General features: G+C 70.0%; 14 protein-coding genes. 2 read left to right on the top strand and 12 right to left on the bottom strand.

The features are described from left to right. Both LRD69_RS21095 and LRD69_RS21100 read right to left on the bottom strand, forming a co-directional pair. Positions 1 to 537 carry an alkyl hydroperoxide reductase gene (locus LRD69_RS21095; protein ID WP_277328107.1) on the bottom strand — a complete coding sequence of 179 codons (537 nt, stop codon included), beginning with the start codon at positions 535 to 537 and terminating at the stop codon, positions 1 to 3. Between the two features lie 12 nt (positions 538 to 549). Then, positions 550 to 1,104, bottom strand: a complete 555-nt coding sequence (locus LRD69_RS21100) for a peroxiredoxin (RefSeq protein ID WP_277328108.1) — start codon at positions 1,102 to 1,104, stop codon at positions 550 to 552. A gap of 131 nt (positions 1,105 to 1,235) precedes the next feature. Here LRD69_RS21100 and LRD69_RS21105 point away from each other — a divergent pair, with 131 nt between their 5' ends. Then, positions 1,236 to 2,204, top strand: a complete 969-nt coding sequence (locus tag LRD69_RS21105; RefSeq protein ID WP_277328109.1) for a hydrogen peroxide-inducible genes activator — start codon at positions 1,236 to 1,238, stop codon at positions 2,202 to 2,204. A 68-nt stretch (positions 2,205 to 2,272) separates the two neighbouring features. Here the strand turns inward: LRD69_RS21105 and LRD69_RS21110 are convergent, their stop codons facing one another. From LRD69_RS21110 to LRD69_RS21135, 6 genes are all read right to left on the bottom strand, one after another. Continuing rightward, entirely contained in the window at positions 2,273 to 4,660 is a 2,388-nt protein-coding gene (locus LRD69_RS21110) for an FtsX-like permease family protein (RefSeq protein ID WP_277328110.1), read from the bottom strand. Continuing rightward, positions 4,657 to 5,343 carry an ABC transporter ATP-binding protein gene (locus tag LRD69_RS21115; RefSeq protein WP_277328111.1) on the bottom strand — a complete coding sequence of 229 codons (687 nt, stop codon included), beginning with the start codon at positions 5,341 to 5,343 and terminating at the stop codon, positions 4,657 to 4,659. Before LRD69_RS21115 ends, LRD69_RS21110 begins: the two co-directional genes overlap by 4 nt. Then, positions 5,340 to 5,864, bottom strand: a complete 525-nt coding sequence (locus LRD69_RS21120; protein ID WP_277328112.1) for a PadR family transcriptional regulator — start codon at positions 5,862 to 5,864, stop codon at positions 5,340 to 5,342. The genes LRD69_RS21115 and LRD69_RS21120 overlap by 4 nt, the downstream gene beginning before the upstream one ends. A gap of 208 nt (positions 5,865 to 6,072) precedes the next feature. Continuing rightward, on the bottom strand, positions 6,073 to 7,365 hold the full coding sequence (locus LRD69_RS21125; protein ID WP_277328113.1) for an alkaline phosphatase: 1,293 nt from the start codon (positions 7,363 to 7,365) through the stop codon (positions 6,073 to 6,075). Between the two features lie 285 nt (positions 7,366 to 7,650). Further along, entirely contained in the window at positions 7,651 to 7,836 is a 186-nt protein-coding gene (locus LRD69_RS21130; protein WP_277329820.1) for a hypothetical protein, read from the bottom strand. 26 nt (positions 7,837 to 7,862) lie between these two features. Further along, positions 7,863 to 8,810 carry an SPFH domain-containing protein gene (locus tag LRD69_RS21135; RefSeq protein ID WP_277328114.1) on the bottom strand — a complete coding sequence of 316 codons (948 nt, stop codon included), beginning with the start codon at positions 8,808 to 8,810 and terminating at the stop codon, positions 7,863 to 7,865. A 221-nt stretch (positions 8,811 to 9,031) separates the two neighbouring features. Between LRD69_RS21135 and LRD69_RS21140 the strand changes: the two genes are divergently transcribed. Continuing rightward, complete coding sequence (locus LRD69_RS21140; RefSeq protein WP_277328115.1) at positions 9,032 to 11,314, top strand: transglycosylase domain-containing protein; 2,283 nt, start codon at positions 9,032 to 9,034, stop codon at positions 11,312 to 11,314. 67 nt (positions 11,315 to 11,381) lie between these two features. On the opposite strand, the gene LRD69_RS21145 is transcribed toward LRD69_RS21140, so the two are convergent. From LRD69_RS21145 to LRD69_RS21160, 4 genes are all read right to left on the bottom strand, one after another. Beyond that, complete coding sequence (locus LRD69_RS21145; RefSeq protein WP_277328116.1) at positions 11,382 to 12,845, bottom strand: catalase; 1,464 nt, start codon at positions 12,843 to 12,845, stop codon at positions 11,382 to 11,384. Positions 12,846 to 12,995: 150 nt separating this feature from the next. Then, entirely contained in the window at positions 12,996 to 14,969 is a 1,974-nt protein-coding gene (locus LRD69_RS21150) for a SpoIIE family protein phosphatase (RefSeq protein WP_277328117.1), read from the bottom strand. Positions 14,970 to 15,340: 371 nt separating this feature from the next. Next, complete coding sequence (locus LRD69_RS21155; protein WP_277328118.1) at positions 15,341 to 16,057, bottom strand: DUF402 domain-containing protein; 717 nt, start codon at positions 16,055 to 16,057, stop codon at positions 15,341 to 15,343. 44 nt (positions 16,058 to 16,101) lie between these two features. After that, complete coding sequence (locus LRD69_RS21160) at positions 16,102 to 17,514, bottom strand: class II fumarate hydratase (RefSeq protein WP_277328119.1); 1,413 nt, start codon at positions 17,512 to 17,514, stop codon at positions 16,102 to 16,104. Positions 17,515 to 17,530: the final 16 nt, after the last annotated feature.

The raw sequence follows: 17,530 nt of genomic DNA on the forward strand, positions 1-17,530 counted from the left end.
TTACTGCTCGGCGAGCACGGCCTCGGCATCGAGGGTCACGCCGACCGCCTGGATCACCGAGGCGATCTTGACGGCTTCCTGAATGGTCTCACGGTCCACGCCGGCCTTGCGCAGCACCTGCTCGTGGGAGTCCAGGCACTGGCCGCATCCGTTGATCGCGGAGACGGCGAGCGACCACAGTTCGAAGTCGACCTTCTCCACGCCCGGCTTGCCGATGACGTTCATCCGCAGGCCCGCACGGAGCGTCTGGTACTCCGGGTCCGACAGCAGGTGCCGGGTCCGGTAGAAGACGTTGTTCATCGCCATGACGGCGGCTGCCGACTTCGCCGCGGTGTACGCCTCGGCGGAGAGGTTGGCCTTGGCCTCCGGCTCCAGCTCGCGCAGCACCTTCGGCGAGCGCGAGGCGATCGCGCAGGCGAGGACGGTGCCCCAGAGCTGCTGCTGCGGAAGCGCGCTGTTCCCGATGACCGAACCGAGGTTCAGCTTCAGGTCCTTGGCGAAGTCCGGGATGGCGGCCTTCAGTTCGTCGAGTGCCATGTCGGTGTCAGCTCACTCGCCCGAGAGGAGCGCGACCGGGTCCAGGGTGTTCTCGCCCTTGGTCCAGTTGCACGGGCACAGCTCGTCGGTCTGCAGGGCGTCCAGGACCCGCAGGACCTCCTTGGGGTTACGGCCCACGGAACCGGCGGTCACCATCGTGAACTGGATCTCGTTGTTCGGGTCGACGATGAAGACGGCGCGCTGCGCGAAGCCGTCCTCGCCCTCGATGCCGAGGTCACGCATGAGCTCGTGCTTCGAGTCGGCCATCATCGGGAAAGGCAGGTCGGTCAGGTCCGGGTGGTCCTTGCGCCAGGCGTGGTGCACGAACTCGGAGTCGCCGGAGAAGCCGAGGATCTGCGCGTCACGGTCGGCGAACTCGTCGTTCAGCTTGCCGAAGGCGGCGATCTCGGTGGGGCACACGAAGGTGAAGTCCTTCGGCCATGCGAAGACGACCTTCCACTGACCCTCGTAGGTCTTGTGGTTGATCTGCTCGAACTCCTTGCCGCTCTCCAGCGAAACGCAAGCAGTCAGGTCGAACGGGGGGAACTTGTCACCGACAGTGAGCACGCGCTCTCCTTGCAGCGTAGGAATTCCCTTTTGCGGGATTTCCTGAGGGTTGGACGACGTCCACCTTGGCACAGAGTGCATTGATCAAAGAAATAGCTACACTCGGTCGTGATGATCGGAGGTGCCTATCAGTGGCGCAGAGCAATCCGGGTAACCGGCCCAAACAGCCCAGCCTGTCGCAGCTGCGCGCCTTCGCGGCCGTCGCCGAACATCTGCACTTCAGGGACGCGGCGGCAGCAATCGGGATGAGCCAGCCCGCGCTCTCCGGCGCCGTGTCCGCGCTGGAGGAGACACTCGGTGTCCAGCTCATCGAGCGTACGACGCGCAAGGTGCTGCTCTCGCCGGCCGGGGAGCGGCTGGCGGTTCGGGCCCGGGTGGTGCTGGAGGCCGTCGGTGAGCTGATGGAGGAGGCCGAGGCGGTCCGGGCGCCGTTCACCGGTGTCCTCAGGCTCGGAGTGATTCCCACCGTTGCCCCGTATCTGCTGCCGGCCGTGCTGCGGCTGGCCCACGAGCGGTACCCGGATCTCGACCTCCAGGTGCACGAGGAGCAGACCTCGTCGCTCCTGGAGGGGCTGGCCGCCGGCCGACTGGACCTGCTGCTGCTCGCCGTGCCGCTCGGGATGCCGCAGGTGACCGAACTTCCGCTCTTCGACGAGGACTTCGTGCTCGTCATGGAACGCAGCCACTGGCTGGGCGGGCGCGCCGACATTCCGCGCGAGGCGCTGCGCGAACTGCCGTTGCTGCTGCTCGACGAGGGGCACTGCCTGCGCGACCAGGCACTGGACATCTGCCGCGAGGCGGGGCGTACGGAGGGGGCGCCGGTCACCACGACAGCGGCCGGGCTCTCCACGCTGGTGCAGCTGGTGGCCGGCGGGCTCGGGGTGACACTGCTGCCGCGTACCGCCGTCACCGTGGAGACCGCCCGCAACGACGCGCTGACCACCGGGTACTTCGCGGAGCCCGCGCCGTCGCGGCGGGTGGCGCTGGGGATGCGGACCGGGGCGGCGCGGCACGGCGAGTTCGAGGAGTTCGCTGCCGCGCTGCGTGAGGCGATGCGGACGCTGCCGGTACGGGTGACCACGGGCACGTCACACGCGTGAAAAGAGGTGCGGTCCCTCCTGGACTTCTGAGGAGGGACCGTACCCCTGGTGTCACCGCTGCGCCGTCGTCATTCGGTCCGCAGGCCTTCCGGTCGCATGAGCCGCCACAGCGGTGGCAGCGAGACCAGGGTGACCAGCAGGATCAGTGCCGCGCCCGCCCCCACCATCGGCAGGAACAGCCACCAGTCGGTCACCTTCTTGGCGACCATCCTGATCATCACCGCGCCGAGCCCGAGCCCGCCCGCGACCGCCACCACCAGGCCGACGACCACCGGCACGGCGGTCTGCCAGAGCACCGACCAGCCGAGGGCCGTGCGCCGGGTGCCGAAGGCGACCAGAACCGACAGCAGGCGCCTGCGCTCCCGCAACTGCTCGAGCTGGGAGACCAGCATCGAGGCGGCGATCAGGAGCAGGGTCGCGGTCGCGCCGACCTGGAGGCCGGTCTGCACGCTCGCGTACTGGCGGTCGCGCGTCACCGAATGCAGGGAGCGGACGTCCATGCCGGGGTCGATCCTGGCCGCCGCGTTCCGTACGTACTCGGAGACGTCCGCGACGCTCTCGTCGACCTTGATCTGCGCGACGACGGTCGCGCCGGGCAGCGTGCTCGGATCGACCGCGCCGACGGTGGCCATGATGCCCCAGTGGTCCTCGCCCATCGGATCGCGGCGGGAGACGACGGTTCGGGCGTCGGCGGGCAGGGTCCAGCGCTTCGACTGCGAGCCGAGCGAGGCGATCTCGACCTCCTTGCCCTTGCGGGCCGTCTGGTCGACCCAGGCGGCTTGGTCCTTGTCGTTCCCGGGGTGGACGACGAAGGCGTCGCCCTCCTTGCAGGAGCCGATCCGGGCGAGCTCGCGCAGGGTCGCGCAGTCACCGACGGTCAGCGACGTGGTGGGCTGGATGTCGCCCTCGTACGGACCCGGCCGGGTGACATACACCTCCACCGTGCCGATGACGGCCTTCACGCCCTTGGTGGCCCGGAACTCCTCGATGGTGCGTGTGGCCGCGTCACCGGTCACGTTCTCGGAGGATGCCGTGAACTGGGCGCGTGCGGGATCCTGCCCCGTCACCCGGTTGAAGTCGTCGTTCACCGCTGCGAAGAGCATCTGCAGCGCCACCGCGCCCGCCACCGCGACCGTGATGCCGCTGACCGCGCGGGATGCCGCCCCGCTGCTCAGCTGGAGCCTGCGGATCGCGAGTTGCCAGGGGACCGGGCCGCCGCGCAGCCGGTTCACGCACGCCTCGACCAGCCAGGGCAGCAGCAGCGCGAGCCCGACCAGGACCAGCACGGCGCCGCCCGCGATCGGATACGGATTGACGGGGGCGTACTCGTCGACCGTTCCGGTCTGCGCGAGTACCGCCACTCCCGCGACCGGCATCAGCAGCCGCCACCAGAGCCGGCGCCGGCGGCTGCGGCTGTGGCGTACGACGCCGAGCGGTTCGATCACCACCGAGCGCAGGGCGGTCAGGGTGACGAGCACGGCCGCCACCGGTACCGCCACCGCGATCAGCGCCGCCAGCCAGGGGACCGGGACCAGATCGGCGGGGAAGGCGCTGACGTCCCACACCTTGACGGCGCCCATGAACTGGCGTCCCACCAGGAAGAACACCAGCCCCGCCAGCAGGCCGAGCACCGTGCCGAAGAGGGCTTCACCGGCCGCGATCCGGCGGGTCGTCCGGATGTCCGCGCCGACCAGGCGCAGCGCCGCGAGCCTGCGGTCGCGGCGGTCCCCGCCGAAGCGCACGGCGGTCGCGATGAAGATCGCGACCGGCACCAGCAGGACGACGCAGATCATGATGATCAGCACGACGAGGATGGGGGACAGCGGTTCGGGCGGGTCCTGGGTGCCGTAACCGGCCAGCCGATGGCCGCCGGCGGCGGGGGTCAGGGTGGCGCTGCCCGCGTAGTAGCGCAGTTCGCCCGGGGAGATCAGGCCCGGGTCGGCGATGGTGCCGGTGATCCGGTACGGCAGCCGCTCCTTGAGGAGACTGCCCTCCGGGGAGCCCAGCAATTCCTTCAGGGCGGGTGAGGCGACCATCTCGCCCGGGCCGGGGAAGTGCGCCGCACCGGGCGGGGTGACCGGATGCGCCCCCTCCGGGCGCATCAGGGAGCCCTCGACGGAGCGGCCGCGGTACTCGGACAGCACCCTCATCTGAAGCACTGTGGTGTCCGACTTCGGGACGGTGTGGTCGCGTGAGACGCGGGCCTCGGCGCGGGCCTGGTCGCGGGCGGAACGCTGTTCGAGCAGATGCGGTACGGAGGAGGCGAACAGCAGCAGTGCCACACCGAGGCCCACACCGACCGCGGTGAGCACGGTGCGGGTCCAGCCCTCGCGCCCGCCGGAGGCGGCGAACCGGATGCCGAGGCCGAGATCGTGCAGCAGGCCGGTAGCCCGGGAGGGCCCGGTGGGCCGGAGTTCCTCGGTCTGCGGGACCGTCCTCCGGTCGAGCAGCCTCATGCGGCGTGCTCCAGATCGCGCGCCCGGCCGTCCCGGACGGTGACGTCACGGTCGGAGTAGGCGGCGACGCGGGCCTCGTGGGTCACCAGGACCACGGCGACGTCGGCGGACCGGGCGGCCTCGGTGAGCAGGTTCATCACCCGCTCGCCGTTGAGGGAGTCCAGGGCGCCGGTCGGCTCGTCCGCGAAGATCACCTTCGGGGAGGAGACCAGGGCGCGGGCGATGGCGACGCGCTGGCCCTGGCCCCCGGAGACCTCGCCGGGACGCTTGGCGCCGAGGTCGTCCACCTCCAGGCGCTCCATCCAGCGGAGGGCGGTGCGCTCGGCGTCCTTGCGCCTGGCACCACCGAGGCGGAGCGGCAGGGCGACGTTCTCCACGCAGGTCAGTTCCGGGACGAGCTGTCCGAACTGGAAGACGAAACCGAACTCGCTGCGGCGCAGTGCGCTGCGTTCGGCGTCGGACATCGCGGAGAGCTCGCGGCCCGCGTAGGTGATCGTGCCGCTGTCGGGGGTGACGATGCCGGCGAGGCAGTGCAGCAGGGTCGACTTGCCGGAGCCGGACGGGCCCAGCACGGCGACGACCTCGCCGGGGTGGATGGAGAACGAGGCGCCGTCCAGTGCGGGTGTCGAGCCGTAGGACTTGTGAAGATCGTGGGCGACGAGAAGGGGGCTGGCGGGGGTCATGCGACCACCTCGCGGGCGAGGCGGTCGAGCCGGGCGGCGGTCAGTTCCAGCCAGCGGAGGTCGGCCTCCAGGTGGAAGAGGGCGTGGTCGCAGATCAGCTGATCCGCGAGGTCGCCGCCCCGCTTGCGGTCGGTGAGGATCCGCATGAGGCGCAGGTGCTCGGCGCGCTGCGTGTCCAGGAGGGTTGCGGCACTGCGGCCGGTGAGCAGGGCCAGGACGACCTTGGTGTACAGCGTCGACTGGAGGTACGGCTCCGGCTTCTCGGGCTGTGCGAGCCACGTGGCGACGTCGGTGACACCGGCTTCGGTGATGGCGTACCGCTTGCGCTCGGGGCCGCCCCCGCTCTCTATGCCGTCGACCTCGACGAGGCCGCTCTTGAGGAGGCGGGACATGGTCGAGTAGACCTGGCCGTAGTGCAGGGGGCGGTCGTGGCCGAACTTCTCGTCGAAGGTGCGCTTGAGGTCGTAGCCGTGGCGGGGGCCGGACTCGAGGAGTCCGAGGAGGGTGTGGCCGATAGACATGTGCGGCACTGTACACGGTGTGTATACCTCGCATGTATACCCGGGTGGAGCTGTCCATTCCGAGATGGGCGGGACGCCGACCGGTACGGCTCGGCGTCGCCCCGAGCGCGCTTCGGGCCTGGGCCGTCACGGTCCGACGGCATCGCGTCCGCATGCGGGAACGGGCCCCGGGAGCGTACTCTCGGGGCCCGTTCCGTCGTCACCGCGTTCAGCGGCGCGGTGCCAGCACCTGCTTGAGCACGTCGTGCACGTACGTGTTCGGGTGCTTGCCCGTGAAGCTGTCGGAGAGCGGACCGCTCGCCGTCACGGGTACGTCCACGCTGGTGTGCCCCGACGTGGTCCAGTCGATGATGAACTTGCGGTCGCTGCCACGGATCGAGAACGGACCGTCCTCGGCGGAGATGGCGTCCCCGGACTCGTCGGCCGCGTCGACCTCCTCGACCGAGAGACCGCCGGTCTCGTGGTCACCGGTGACGACCAGCAGCGTGTCGGGGTGCGTCGCGATGTACGCGCGGGCCACCGCGACGGCCTTCTCCAGCTGCTGCATCGACTGAAGGACGCGCGTGCCGTTGTTGGAGTGCGCGAACTCGTCGGTCCCCTCCTCCTCGACCATGAGGAAGAAGCCCTTCTTGTTCTTGTCCAGGCTGGTCAGGGCCTTGCTGGTCATCGTGCCGAGGTCCACGACCGGGCTGTAGACGTCGCCCTGGCCCTCGGGGCGCTGCTGGAACATCTCCTCGTTGCTGAACAGACCGAGGATCTTGCCGTCCTTGGCCTTGCTCAGGCCGCTCGCACTGTTGACGTACGAGTAGCCGGCCTTCTCGGCCTTCTTGATCAGGTCGCCCTTGGTGCCGCGGCTGCCCTCGCTCGTGTCCTCCGCCGGCTTGTCCTTGAACGCGCCCGGCGTACCGGCCGGCAGCCACCAGTCCTCGCCGCCGCCCAGGATGACGTCGGGCTTGCTGACGTCCAGGTACTGACGGGCGATCTCGTCCTGCTGCCCGCGGTCCGCGGTGTTGGCGAAGAACGCCGCCGGGGACGCGTCGGTGACCTGCGCGGTGGTCACCAGGCCGGTGGCCTTGCCGGCCGCCTTGGCCTGCTGGCCGAGGGTCGCCAGCGGGTTGCCGTCGACATCGACGCTGATCGCGCCGTTGTAGGTCTTCTCGCCCGTGGCCCACGCGGTCGCCGCCGCGGCGGAGTCCGTCACGACGGCCTTCGGGTCGTGCGGGGTGGTGGTGAGCTGGCCGGACGCCGTGAGGCGGTCCATCGCCAACTGGCCGTCCAGACCCGAGAGGTTGAGCCTCGCCGCCTCGCGCATCGAGGCACCCATGCCGTCACCGTTGATGAAGATGACGTTCTTCGCCGTCGGGGCCTTCGCCTTCGCCGCCGACTGCGGAGCAGTGGCCGATGCACCGAGCGTCGGATTGAGCACCATCGTGGCGACAGCGGCCACAACGGCCGCAGCGACGGGTGCTCCCCATCGCGCACTACGCACGCGTCTGTTCACAACAGCTCCTCGTGAATTGCAAAGTCTTCACGTGCGAACGTAGGTGCGGGTGCGGTACCCGTCGTGAACGAGAGGTATCCGAAGAAGGAACAACCTGCAGCCGGGGCTCCGTCGGCCTGGCTTCTCCTCGTCGCCCTGACCGCGAGCGGCCCGTCGGGACGGAGAGGCCCCGGGCGGTGGTGCCCGCCGGCGACGGCCGCTGCGCGTCCGCAAGCGCCGGACGGGCCGGATGTACCGGCCCGCCCGGCGCCGAGCGGCGGGGGCTCGCACCCGTTCGTCCGCCGTCTACTGCGGCGGGGACTTCGGGGGGCGGCCTCGGCGGGGGAGGGGGGACGTCGACTTCGGCAGGCGGCCCGCCTCCGCCAGTGCCCTGCGCAGCAGGAACTCGATCTGGGCGTTCGCGCTGCGCAGCTCGTCCGAGGCCCAGCGGGCGAGCGCGTCGTGCACCGCGGGGTCCAGCCGCAGCAGCATCTGCTTGCGCTTAGGGGTTTCTTCCGTCACTGGTAGAGCGTGCCCGTGTTGAGGACCGGTTGCGCCGCGCGGTCACCGCACAGCACCACCATCAGGTTGCTGACCATCGCCGCCTTGCGCTCGGAGTCGAGCTCGACGATGTCCTGCTCGGCGATCCGGGTCAGCGCCATCTCGACCATGCCGACCGCGCCCTCGACGATCTGCTGACGGGCCGCGACCACCGCGCCCGCCTGCTGGCGCTGGAGCATCGCGGAGGCGATCTCGGGGGCGTACGCGAGGTGGCTGAAGCGGGACTCGATGATCTGTACGCCGGCGGCCCGCACCCGGGCGGTGAGCTCGGCGGCCAGCTTCTCGGTGATCTCGTCCGCGTTGCCGCGCAGCGACAGGCCGCCCTCGTCGTGGGCGTCGTACGGGTACTCGATCGCGATGTGGCGGACGGCCGCCTCGGTCTGCGTGGCGACGAACTTCTGGAAGTCGTCGACCTCGAAGAGCGCCTGCGCGGTGTCCTCGACCTTCCAGACGACGATCGCGGCGAGCTCGATCGGGTTGCCGTAGGCGTCGTTGACCTTGAGGACCGCGGTCTCGTGGTTGCGGACCCGGGTGGAGATCTTGCGGCTGCTGGTCAGCGGGTTGATCCAGCGCAGTCCGTCGGCGCGGATCGTGCCCACGTACCGGCCGAAGAGCTGGATGACGCGGGCCTCGCCGGGCGCCACCATCTTGACGCCGCTCATGCAGAAGAAGGAGGCGATGGCGAGGAGCACACCGACCACGAGGAGCGCGATCCCCGGCCCGTTGTGTCCGTTGGCGCCCAGGGCTCCGCCGGTGATCGCCAGGCCGACGCCGAGGAGTACGCCGAGGACCGTCAGGAGCAGGCCGAGGCCGCCGGGAATGGAGTGGGCCGTGGTCTCCCGGACCTGCGGTTCGGGCATCTCCGGCGCGTCGTCGATCTGCCCCGTTATCAGTTGATCGGTCATGGTTCCCCCTCTGTACATGTCCAGCACGGTGCTATCAATGTGATTACACATTAAGCGAGTTCGCAACCTTGCGCACCTCTCGGGAGTCGGTTCCCTAAGGAACGGGTGCTGATTGTCACGTCCGGAAAAGGCCGGATCGCTTGCCTTTTGTCCTTGCCGACAGTGTTAGCTGGCGAGGCTGAGGCGATCCGGCCGAGCAGAGAAACGGGAGCGATACAGCGATGGGTCGAGCGGATGCGCGACGAGCCCAGCAGCGCGGTGCGCGGCGGGCTGGGAAGAGCGGCGGCATACGCAGACTCTTCACCTGGAAGAAACTGCTGGGAACGTTCTTCGGCTTCTGCCTGCTCGGCATGGGTGCGTTCGTCGTGCTGTACGCGATCGTGGACGTGCCCGAGGGCAATGCCCAGGCCAAGCTCCAGAGCAACGTGTACAAGTACTCCGACGGCTCGCTGCTGGCCCGGACCGGCAAGGTCAACCGGGAGATCGTGGGCCTCTCCGAGGTGCCCAAGGACGTGCAGCGGACCTTTGTCGCCGCCGAGAACAAGTCCTTCTACACGGACAAGGGCGTCGACATCAGGGGCACTGCGCGCGGCCTGATCAACACGCTGTCCGGCAAGGGCAAGCAGGGTGGTTCGACCATCACCCAGCAGTACGTCAAGAACTACTACCTCGACCAGGACCAGACGGTCACCCGCAAGCTCAAGGAGCTGGTGATCTCTCTCAAGGTCGACCGGCAGAAGAGCAAGAACGACATCCTCGCGGGGTACATCAACACCAGCTACTACGGCCGCGGCGCCTATGGCATACAGGCGGCGGCCCAGGCGTACTACGGCAAGGACGCCCGGGACCTGGACGTCGCCCAGGGTGCGTACCTCGCTGCTCTGCTCCAGGCGCCGAGCCAGTACGACTGGGCTGTCGCCACGCCCACCGGCAGGCGTCTGGTCAAGGAGCGCTGGAACTACGTACTGGACAACATGGCCGAGGAGCACTGGCTGGACGCCGGTACGCGCCAGGGCCTGCAGTTCCCGGTGCCGCACGACCCCAAGCCCGCGGACGGCCTCAGCGGCCAGAAGGGCTACATCGTCAACGCGGCGCGGGCGGCGGTGCAGAAGCAGGAACACCTCAGCGACGAGCAGTTCGACGCCGGCGGCTGGACCATCACCGTCAGCATCGACAAGAAGAAGCAGAAGCAGCTGGAGCGCGCGGTCAAGGACCAGCTGACCGGCAAGCTGGACACGAAGGACCGGGCCGTCGACAAGGACGTGCAGGCCGGTGCGGTCTCGGTGAACCCGAAGACCGGCGCGGTCGTCGCCCTCTACGGCGGCACCGGCCTGACCGAGCACTGGACGTCGAACGCCACCCGGCGCGACTACCAGCCCGCCTCCACCTTCAAGCCGATCATCCTCGCCGCGGCCCTCGACGAGGAGGCGCAGACGCAGGACGGCCGTCCGATCAACGCCAACACCCGTTACGACGGCAGCAACCGCCGCCCGGTCGTGGGCAGCGACATCGCCTTCGCGCCGCCGAACGAGGACGAGGCGGACTACGGCCAGGTCACCGTCCAGACGGCGATGAACAAGTCCATCAACTCCGTCTTCGCGCAGATGGGCGTGGACGTGCAGATGGACAAGGTGATGCAGACCGCGGGCAAGCTGGGCATGGACGTGGAGGGCCTTCCGGTCGTGCCCGCGCAGACGCTCGGCTCGATGGGTGCGAGCCCCATGGAGATGGCGGGGATCTACGCGACCCTCGACAACCACGGCAGGAAGGTCACCCCGCAGATCGTGAAGTCCGCCACCCGGCAGGGTGCGGCCCCGATCGAGCTGCCCGACCCGATCGGCGAGCAGGTGATCAGCCGGCAGGCCGCCGACGAGGTGACTTCGGTGCTGACCGGAGTGGTCGACGACGGTACGGCCCGTGCCTCGGTCCGCGACGCCCCGGCGCGGGACGGTCAGCAGGTCGCCGGCAAGACGGGTACGTCGGACAACAACAAATCGGCCTGGTTCTCCGGCTACACGCCGAACCTGGTGACCTCGGTCGGTCTCTTCGGCGAGGCCGCCCAGACCCACAGGACGGCCGACGGCAAGGTGATCCAAAAGGGTTCGCAGGTCAGCCTGAGGGGTGCGGCGGGAGGAGGCAGGGTCAACGGTGGCGGTTTCCCGGCCCGGATCTGGGCGGACTACACGTTCCAGGTGATGGGCGAGCCCGCCGAGTTCGATCTCGACACCGACCTGGGTGCCGCGATCACCCCGCCGCCGACCTCGACGTCGCCGGACCCGAGCGAGCAGCCCTCCGACGAGCCCAGCGCTACGGAGGAGCCGACCGAGGAGCCGTCGACGTCCGAGCCGCCGACGGAGAGCGAGCCCCCGTCGACGCCGCCGGTGACGCCGCCGACGGACGGGGAGACGAGCGAGCCTCCGGTCGAGCCGGACCCGTCGGCCTCCATCGACCCCCCGCTCCCCGGGGACGGGCGGGACGGCACCCGAGTGAACAACAGCAACTGACGCAGCGGCCGGAGGGTGCCACGGAGATGTTCCGTGGCACCCTCCGCTCTCCGTCCGCCGTTCGCGGTCAGCCGCCGTTGACCTCCTTCGCGATCCGGTCGCCGAGGTCCTTGTCGACGTTGCGCCAGTACTGCAGCGCCCGCTCCAGCACCGGGCGGCTCACCCCGTCCAGGAGATGGCCGGAAATGTTCGACACGAGCCGGTCGCGCGCCGCGTCGTCGAGCACCTGGCGCACCATCGTGCCCGCCTGACCCCAGTCGTCGTCCTCGCGGTGCAGCTTGTACGCCTCGTGCACCATCTCGCCCGCCGAGGCCCAGCCCGCCGGGTCGCCGAAGCGCTCGGTGTCCGCGGCGGGTCCGCCGTACGAGTTCGGTGCATAGACCGCTCCGGTACGCGAAGGCTCGTAGCGCATCGGGCCGTCCTTCGCGTACGAGTTCCGGGAGAAGCGCGGACGGTTCGGCGGCAGCTGTGCGTAGTTCGGGCCGATCCGGTAACGGTGGGTGTCCGGGTACGAGAAGAGCCGTCCGAGCAGCATCTTGTCGGGCGACGGGCCGACGCCGGGCACCAGGTTCGAGGGCTCGAAGGCCGCCTGCTCGATGTGGACGAAGAAGTCCTCCGGGTTCTCGTTCAGCGTCATCCGGCCGACCTCGATCAGCGGGTAGTCGCCGTGCGGCCACACCTTGGTCAGGTCGAACGGGTTGAACCGGTAGTCCGGTGCGTCGTCGAGCGGCATGACCTGGACGTACAGCGTCCAGCTCGGGTGGTCGCCGCGCTTGATCGACTCGAACAGGTCGCGGCGGTGGACGTCGCCGTCGGTACCGGCCATGTCGTCGGCGTCGGCCTGGGTGTAGAAGTCGATGCCCTGGTCGGTCTTGAAGTGGTACTTGATCCAGAACCGCTCGCCGCCCGCGTTCACCCACATATAGGTGTGCGAGCTGTAGCCGTTCATGTTGCGGTACGTCTTCGGGATGCCCCGGTCGCCCATCAGCCACGTCACCATGTGCGCGGACTCGGGGGAGAGGGTCCAGAAGTCCCACTGCATGTCGTGGTCGCGGATCCCGCTCTCCGGGCGGCGCTTCTGCGAGCGGATGAAGTCCTGGAACTTCATCGGGTCCCGCACGAAGAAGATCGGCGTGTTGTTGCCGACCATGTCGTAGTTGCCGTGCTCCGTGTAGAACTTCAGCGCGAAGCCGCGAGGGTCGCGCCAGGTGTCGGGGGAGCCCTGTTCACCGGCGACCGTGGAGAAGCGGGCCAGCATGGCGGTCTGCTTGCCCGGTTGGAAGAGGTCCGCCTTGGTGAACTGGCTGACGTCGTTGGTCACGACGAAGGTGCCGTATGCGCCGGCACCCTTGGCGTGGACCACCCGTTCGGGGACCCGTTCACGGTTGAACTGGGCCATTTTCTCGATGAGGTAGTGGTCCTGGAGCAGGATCGGGCCGTCGGAGCCGACGGTGAGCGAATGTTCGTCGCTCTCCACCGGGATCCCGGCGTTGTTCGTGGTGTAAGGCGCGTTCTTGGTTTCCTCGGTCACGAGCGTCCTCCCGTCGGTGCGGGGTGTCGGTCGGGCTTGCCCAGGCAGACGGCGCCCGGTCACGACCGAGTCAACTCCGACGACGAGAGGTCGGCAACATGTAGACCTTGTCCATATATGGGCTTATTCGCCCCGAGCTGTCATGCCCACTCACTGGCTGCGGGTGGGCATCTCGAACCAGACGACCTTGCCGGTCGACAGCCGGGTCGCACCCCACCGTCTGGCCAGCCGGTTCACCAGGAACAGGCCGCGACCGCCCTCGTCCATGTCGCGCGCCCGGCGCTGCCGGGGCAGCTGGGGGGCGTCGTCGCCGACCTCGCAGCGCAGGATGTCGGTGCGCAGCAACCGCAGCGTCACCGGCCGCTCCGCGTACCGCACCGCATTGGTCACCACCTCGCTGACCAGCAGCTCGACCGAGTCCGAGAGCTCGTCGAGGCCCCACCGGCTGAGTGCCCTGCGGGCCAGCCGGCGGGCGCGTCCGGGGGCGGAGTCCTCCGGGTCCAGGAACCAGTACGCGACGTCGCTGGGTGCGATCCCTTCGAAGCGGGCGGCGAGCAGGGCGATGTCGTCGTCCCGGTCGCCCGGGCCGAGCATGTCGAGCACGTCGTCGCAGAGCGCTTCCAGCGGTGGCGAATGGTCCGGCCCGGTGAGCTGGGCGGTGGCGGCGAGCCGCTCCCGCAACTGCTCGATCCCGGTCCAGACGTCCCGCAGCCGGGACTCCACCAGGCCGTCGGTGTACAGCAGCAGCGTGGCGCCCGAGGGCGCGTCCAGCTCGACGGCCTCGAAGTCCACGCCGCCGACGCCGATCGGGGCGCCGGGCGGCACCCGCAGCACCTCGGCGCGGCCGCCCAGGTGGAGCAGCACCGGCGGCGGGTGTCCCGCGTTGGCGATGGTGATCCGGTGCGAGACCGGGTCGTACACCGCGTACAGGCAGGTGGCCATCCGGTCGCTGCCGAGCCGCTGCGCCTGCTCGTCCAGATGGTGCAGCACCTCCTGCGGCGGCAGGTCGAGCCCGGCGAGGGTCTGGGCGGTGGTGCGCAGCTGGCCCATGATCGCCGCGGAGGTCATGGAGTGGCCCATGACGTCGCCGACGACCAGGGCGACCCTGCTGCCGGGCAGCGGGATCGCGTCGTACCAGTCGCCGCCCACCCGGGCCGTCTCGGCGGCCGGGAGATAGCGGGAGGCGAGCCGGACGCCGGTGGGCTGCGGCAGCGAGTCGGGCAGCATGGTGCGCTGCAGCTCGTCGGCGATGTACGCCTCGCGCCCGTACAGCACGGCCTTGTCGATGCCGAGTGCGGTGTGCGTCGCCAGCTGGGCGGCGACCAGCAGGTCGTTGGCCTCGAACGGCGGCCGTTCGGTGCCGCGCAGGAAGACGGCGGCGCCGATCACCCGTCGGCGGCCGCGCAGCGGGGCGAGGATCGCCCGGTGGCCGGAGGGGACGGTGCGCCCGGCACCCAGCAGTTCGGGCAGGGCGACGCGGGCCGCGGCGGAGTCCCCGAAGACGGGCCGTACTCCACGCAGCACCTCGGCGAGCGCACCGCCCGCCCGCACCTCGCAGAGCTCTGCCGCGGGCGTCAGATCGGCGTGCGGGTCGATGGTGGGCGGGCGCAGCCGATCGGTCTCCATGGCTGCGGTCTCGGTCTCCTCGTCGTTTAAACGCAGCCGGTCGGACCGGCGCAGCCGCAGGATGAACGGGGCGACCGGACGCTCGTCGCCGACCGGGAGCGGGTCGCGGAGGTAGACGAGTATGGCGTCGGAGAACGTCGGCACGCTGGCCCGGCACAGGCCGAGGACGATCTCGTCCAGGTCTATGCCGCGGGCGATCCGGCGGGTCGCGGCGCCCACGAAACGCAGCCGGTCGCCCTCGCGGCGGGCCACGGTCTGCGGGTCCGGTCCCGCCGCGGAGGTGGGGCCGGCCGCCGCGGCGGGGTTCGATGCCGTGGCGGGGCCGGGAACCGGCCCCGGATTCGAGCCGGGACCCGACGCCGACGGCTTCGGGCCGGGGGCCGGCGTCGCGGCCTGGCCGGGGATCGCCGCGGCGTCCTGCTGCCGCGGCCGGGCGCGTTCCTGCGGCCGGGCGGCGAGAGGCTGCCGGCCTTCGTGGGAGGTGGGATGCTCCGTCACGCGTGGGGTTCCGTCCGTCCGGGCCGGTTGTATGAGGCAATCACCTTGTGGAGCGCCACTGTGCCCCGGGAAGAGCGGTGATGACAACGGCTGTCACCGCATGCCCGGCTTCGACGGGCCGAAACCGTATGCCCGCAGAGTGGGCAGGTGACGACGTTTCCGGCGTCGGGGCGGCGGAGAGCGTGCACCTTTCCACCCCCTCGTAGTGACTCCTGCGGTTCTTGCCGCTCATGCAACTGAAGCGGCTCATGAAGATCGTGCAACTCGTGCGATGACTTGCGGTCAGGTCCTGCGCCGCGCCCGCCGGTTGAAGCGGAGCAGCCCTCCGGAGGACGATCCTACGTTTGCCCCCCTGGGGTGCATCAAGGGTCTCACGACGGCATATGCGAGGGCGTACGGTCCCAGTCATCCGGCAGCGCGGGAACCCGCCACCGCGGATCGGGACGCCAGTTCTCCCATCCGTCCCGGAACGGCGCGCCCCAGGCGTCGATCACGCCGACGGCCGCGCGGCCCGCCTCCCGTACCCTTCGCGCGGTCTCACGGTCCATCAGGCCGACCCGCTGCGCCTGGGCGAATTCGTCCTCGTCCAGCCAGCGCCAACTGCGGTCGGGGTGCACGGCGATGTCGAGGAAGTGGTCCTCCGAGTCGACGCCGCCCGCCCAGCGGGTGCGTGGTTCCTCCAGGTTCACGTACCAGTTGCGAAAGCTCCAGCCGCGGTCCCAGAACAACCAGACCGACCAGGGCTCACCGGGCCGGGCGAGCTTCAGCACGCCCGTGCCGAACCACGTCGACCGGGCGGTGGTGCGCGGTGCGGTGTATCGGGTGGCGAGCGGTTCGGCGTGCACGCTGGTGCCGTCCGCGAGGATCGGCCTGACGCATTGGGTGCCGGGCGCCATCCACACGGCGAGCAGTTCGGCGGTGTCCTGCACGACGGTGACCGGCCGGCAGATGTGGACCGGCTTCCGGGTGGCGCCGCGCGCCCGGGGGCCGTTGCCCCGGTAGCGCCACAGGATCTGATCGCCCGGCGCCCAGAACGCGATGTCCGAGGGCTCGGTCTCTGCGCGCGCGGTGTCTCCGGTACCTGGCATGAAGAGATCTTACGGATGCGCCGGGCGGGTCGCTGCGATCCACGTCACGGGCGGGTCATACGCAACACGTCGAGCGCCTCGTCGAGCTGTTCCACCGTGAGGTCGCCGCGCTCGACATACCCCGAGGCCAGCACCACGTCACGGATCGTCCGCCGCTCGGCGAGCGACTTCTTGGCGACCTTCGCCGCCTCCTCGTAGCCGATGTACTTGTTCAGCGGGGTGACGACGGACGGCGAGGACTCCGCGTACTCCCGGGCCCGCTCCACGTCGGCCGTGATGCCGTCGACCGTTCGGTCCGCGAGCAGCCGGGAGACGTTGGCCAGCAGCCGCACCGACTCCAGCAGGTTCTTGGCGATGACCGGCAGCATGACGTTCAGTTCGAAATTGCCCGCCGCGCCCGCGACGGCGACCGTCGCGTCGTTCCCCATCACCTGGGCGGCGACCATCAGGACGGCCTCGGGAATGACCGGGTTCACCTTTCCCGGCATGATCGACGAGCCCGGCTGGAGGTCCGGAAGGCTGATCTCGGCCAGTCCGGTGCGCGGTCCGGATGCCATCCAGCGCAGATCGTTGGAGATCTTGGTGAGGGAGACGGCGATCGTACGGAGCTGGCCCGACGTCTCGACGAGTCCGTCGCGCGCGCCCTGCGCCTCGAAGTGGTCGCGGGCCTCGGTGAGCGGCAGTCCGGTGGCGCGGGCGACCTCGGCGATCACCGCCGCGGAGAAGCCGGGCGGGGTGTTGATGCCGGTGCCGACGGCCGTGCCGCCCAGCGGGAGCTCGGCGAGGCGGGGCAGGGACGCGTTCAGCCGCTCGATGCCGTACCGGATCTGCGCCGCGTATCCGCCGAACTCCTGACCCAGGGTCACCGGTGTCGCGTCCATCAGATGCGTCCGGCCCGACTTCACGACCTCCGCGAACTCGACGGCCTTGCGCTCCAGCGCGGTCGCCAGATGGTCCAGTGCGGGGATCAGCTCGCCGGTGACGGCCGCTGTCGCGGCGACGTGGATGGAGGACGGGAAGACGTCGTTGGACGACTGCGAGGCGTTGACGTGGTCGTTGGGGTGGACCTCGCGCCCGAGGCTCCGGGTGGCGAGGGTGGCCACGACCTCGTTCATGTTCATGTTGGACGACGTACCGGAGCCGGTCTGGAAGACGTCGATCGGGAAGTGCGCGTCCCAGCGCCCCCCGGCGACCTCGGCGGCCGCGTCCTGGATCGCCGCGGCGATGTCGGGGTCGAGGACCTTCAGTTCGGCGTTGACCTTGGCCGCCGCGGCCTTGATCCGGGCCAGGGCCTCGATATGGGCCCGCTCCAGGCGCTGGCCGGAGATCGGGAAGTTCTCCACGGCGCGCTGGGTCTGTGCCCGCCAGTGGGCGTGTGCGGGGACCTTCACCTCGCCCATCGAGTCGTGCTCGATGCGGAATTCCGTGCCGTCGGCGGGGTTCTGTGCGTCGTCCATGGGTTTCAACCTCCTG

Source organism: Streptomyces sp. JH14 (genome assembly GCF_029428675.1).
Lineage (GTDB): Bacteria > Actinomycetota > Actinomycetes > Streptomycetales > Streptomycetaceae > Streptomyces.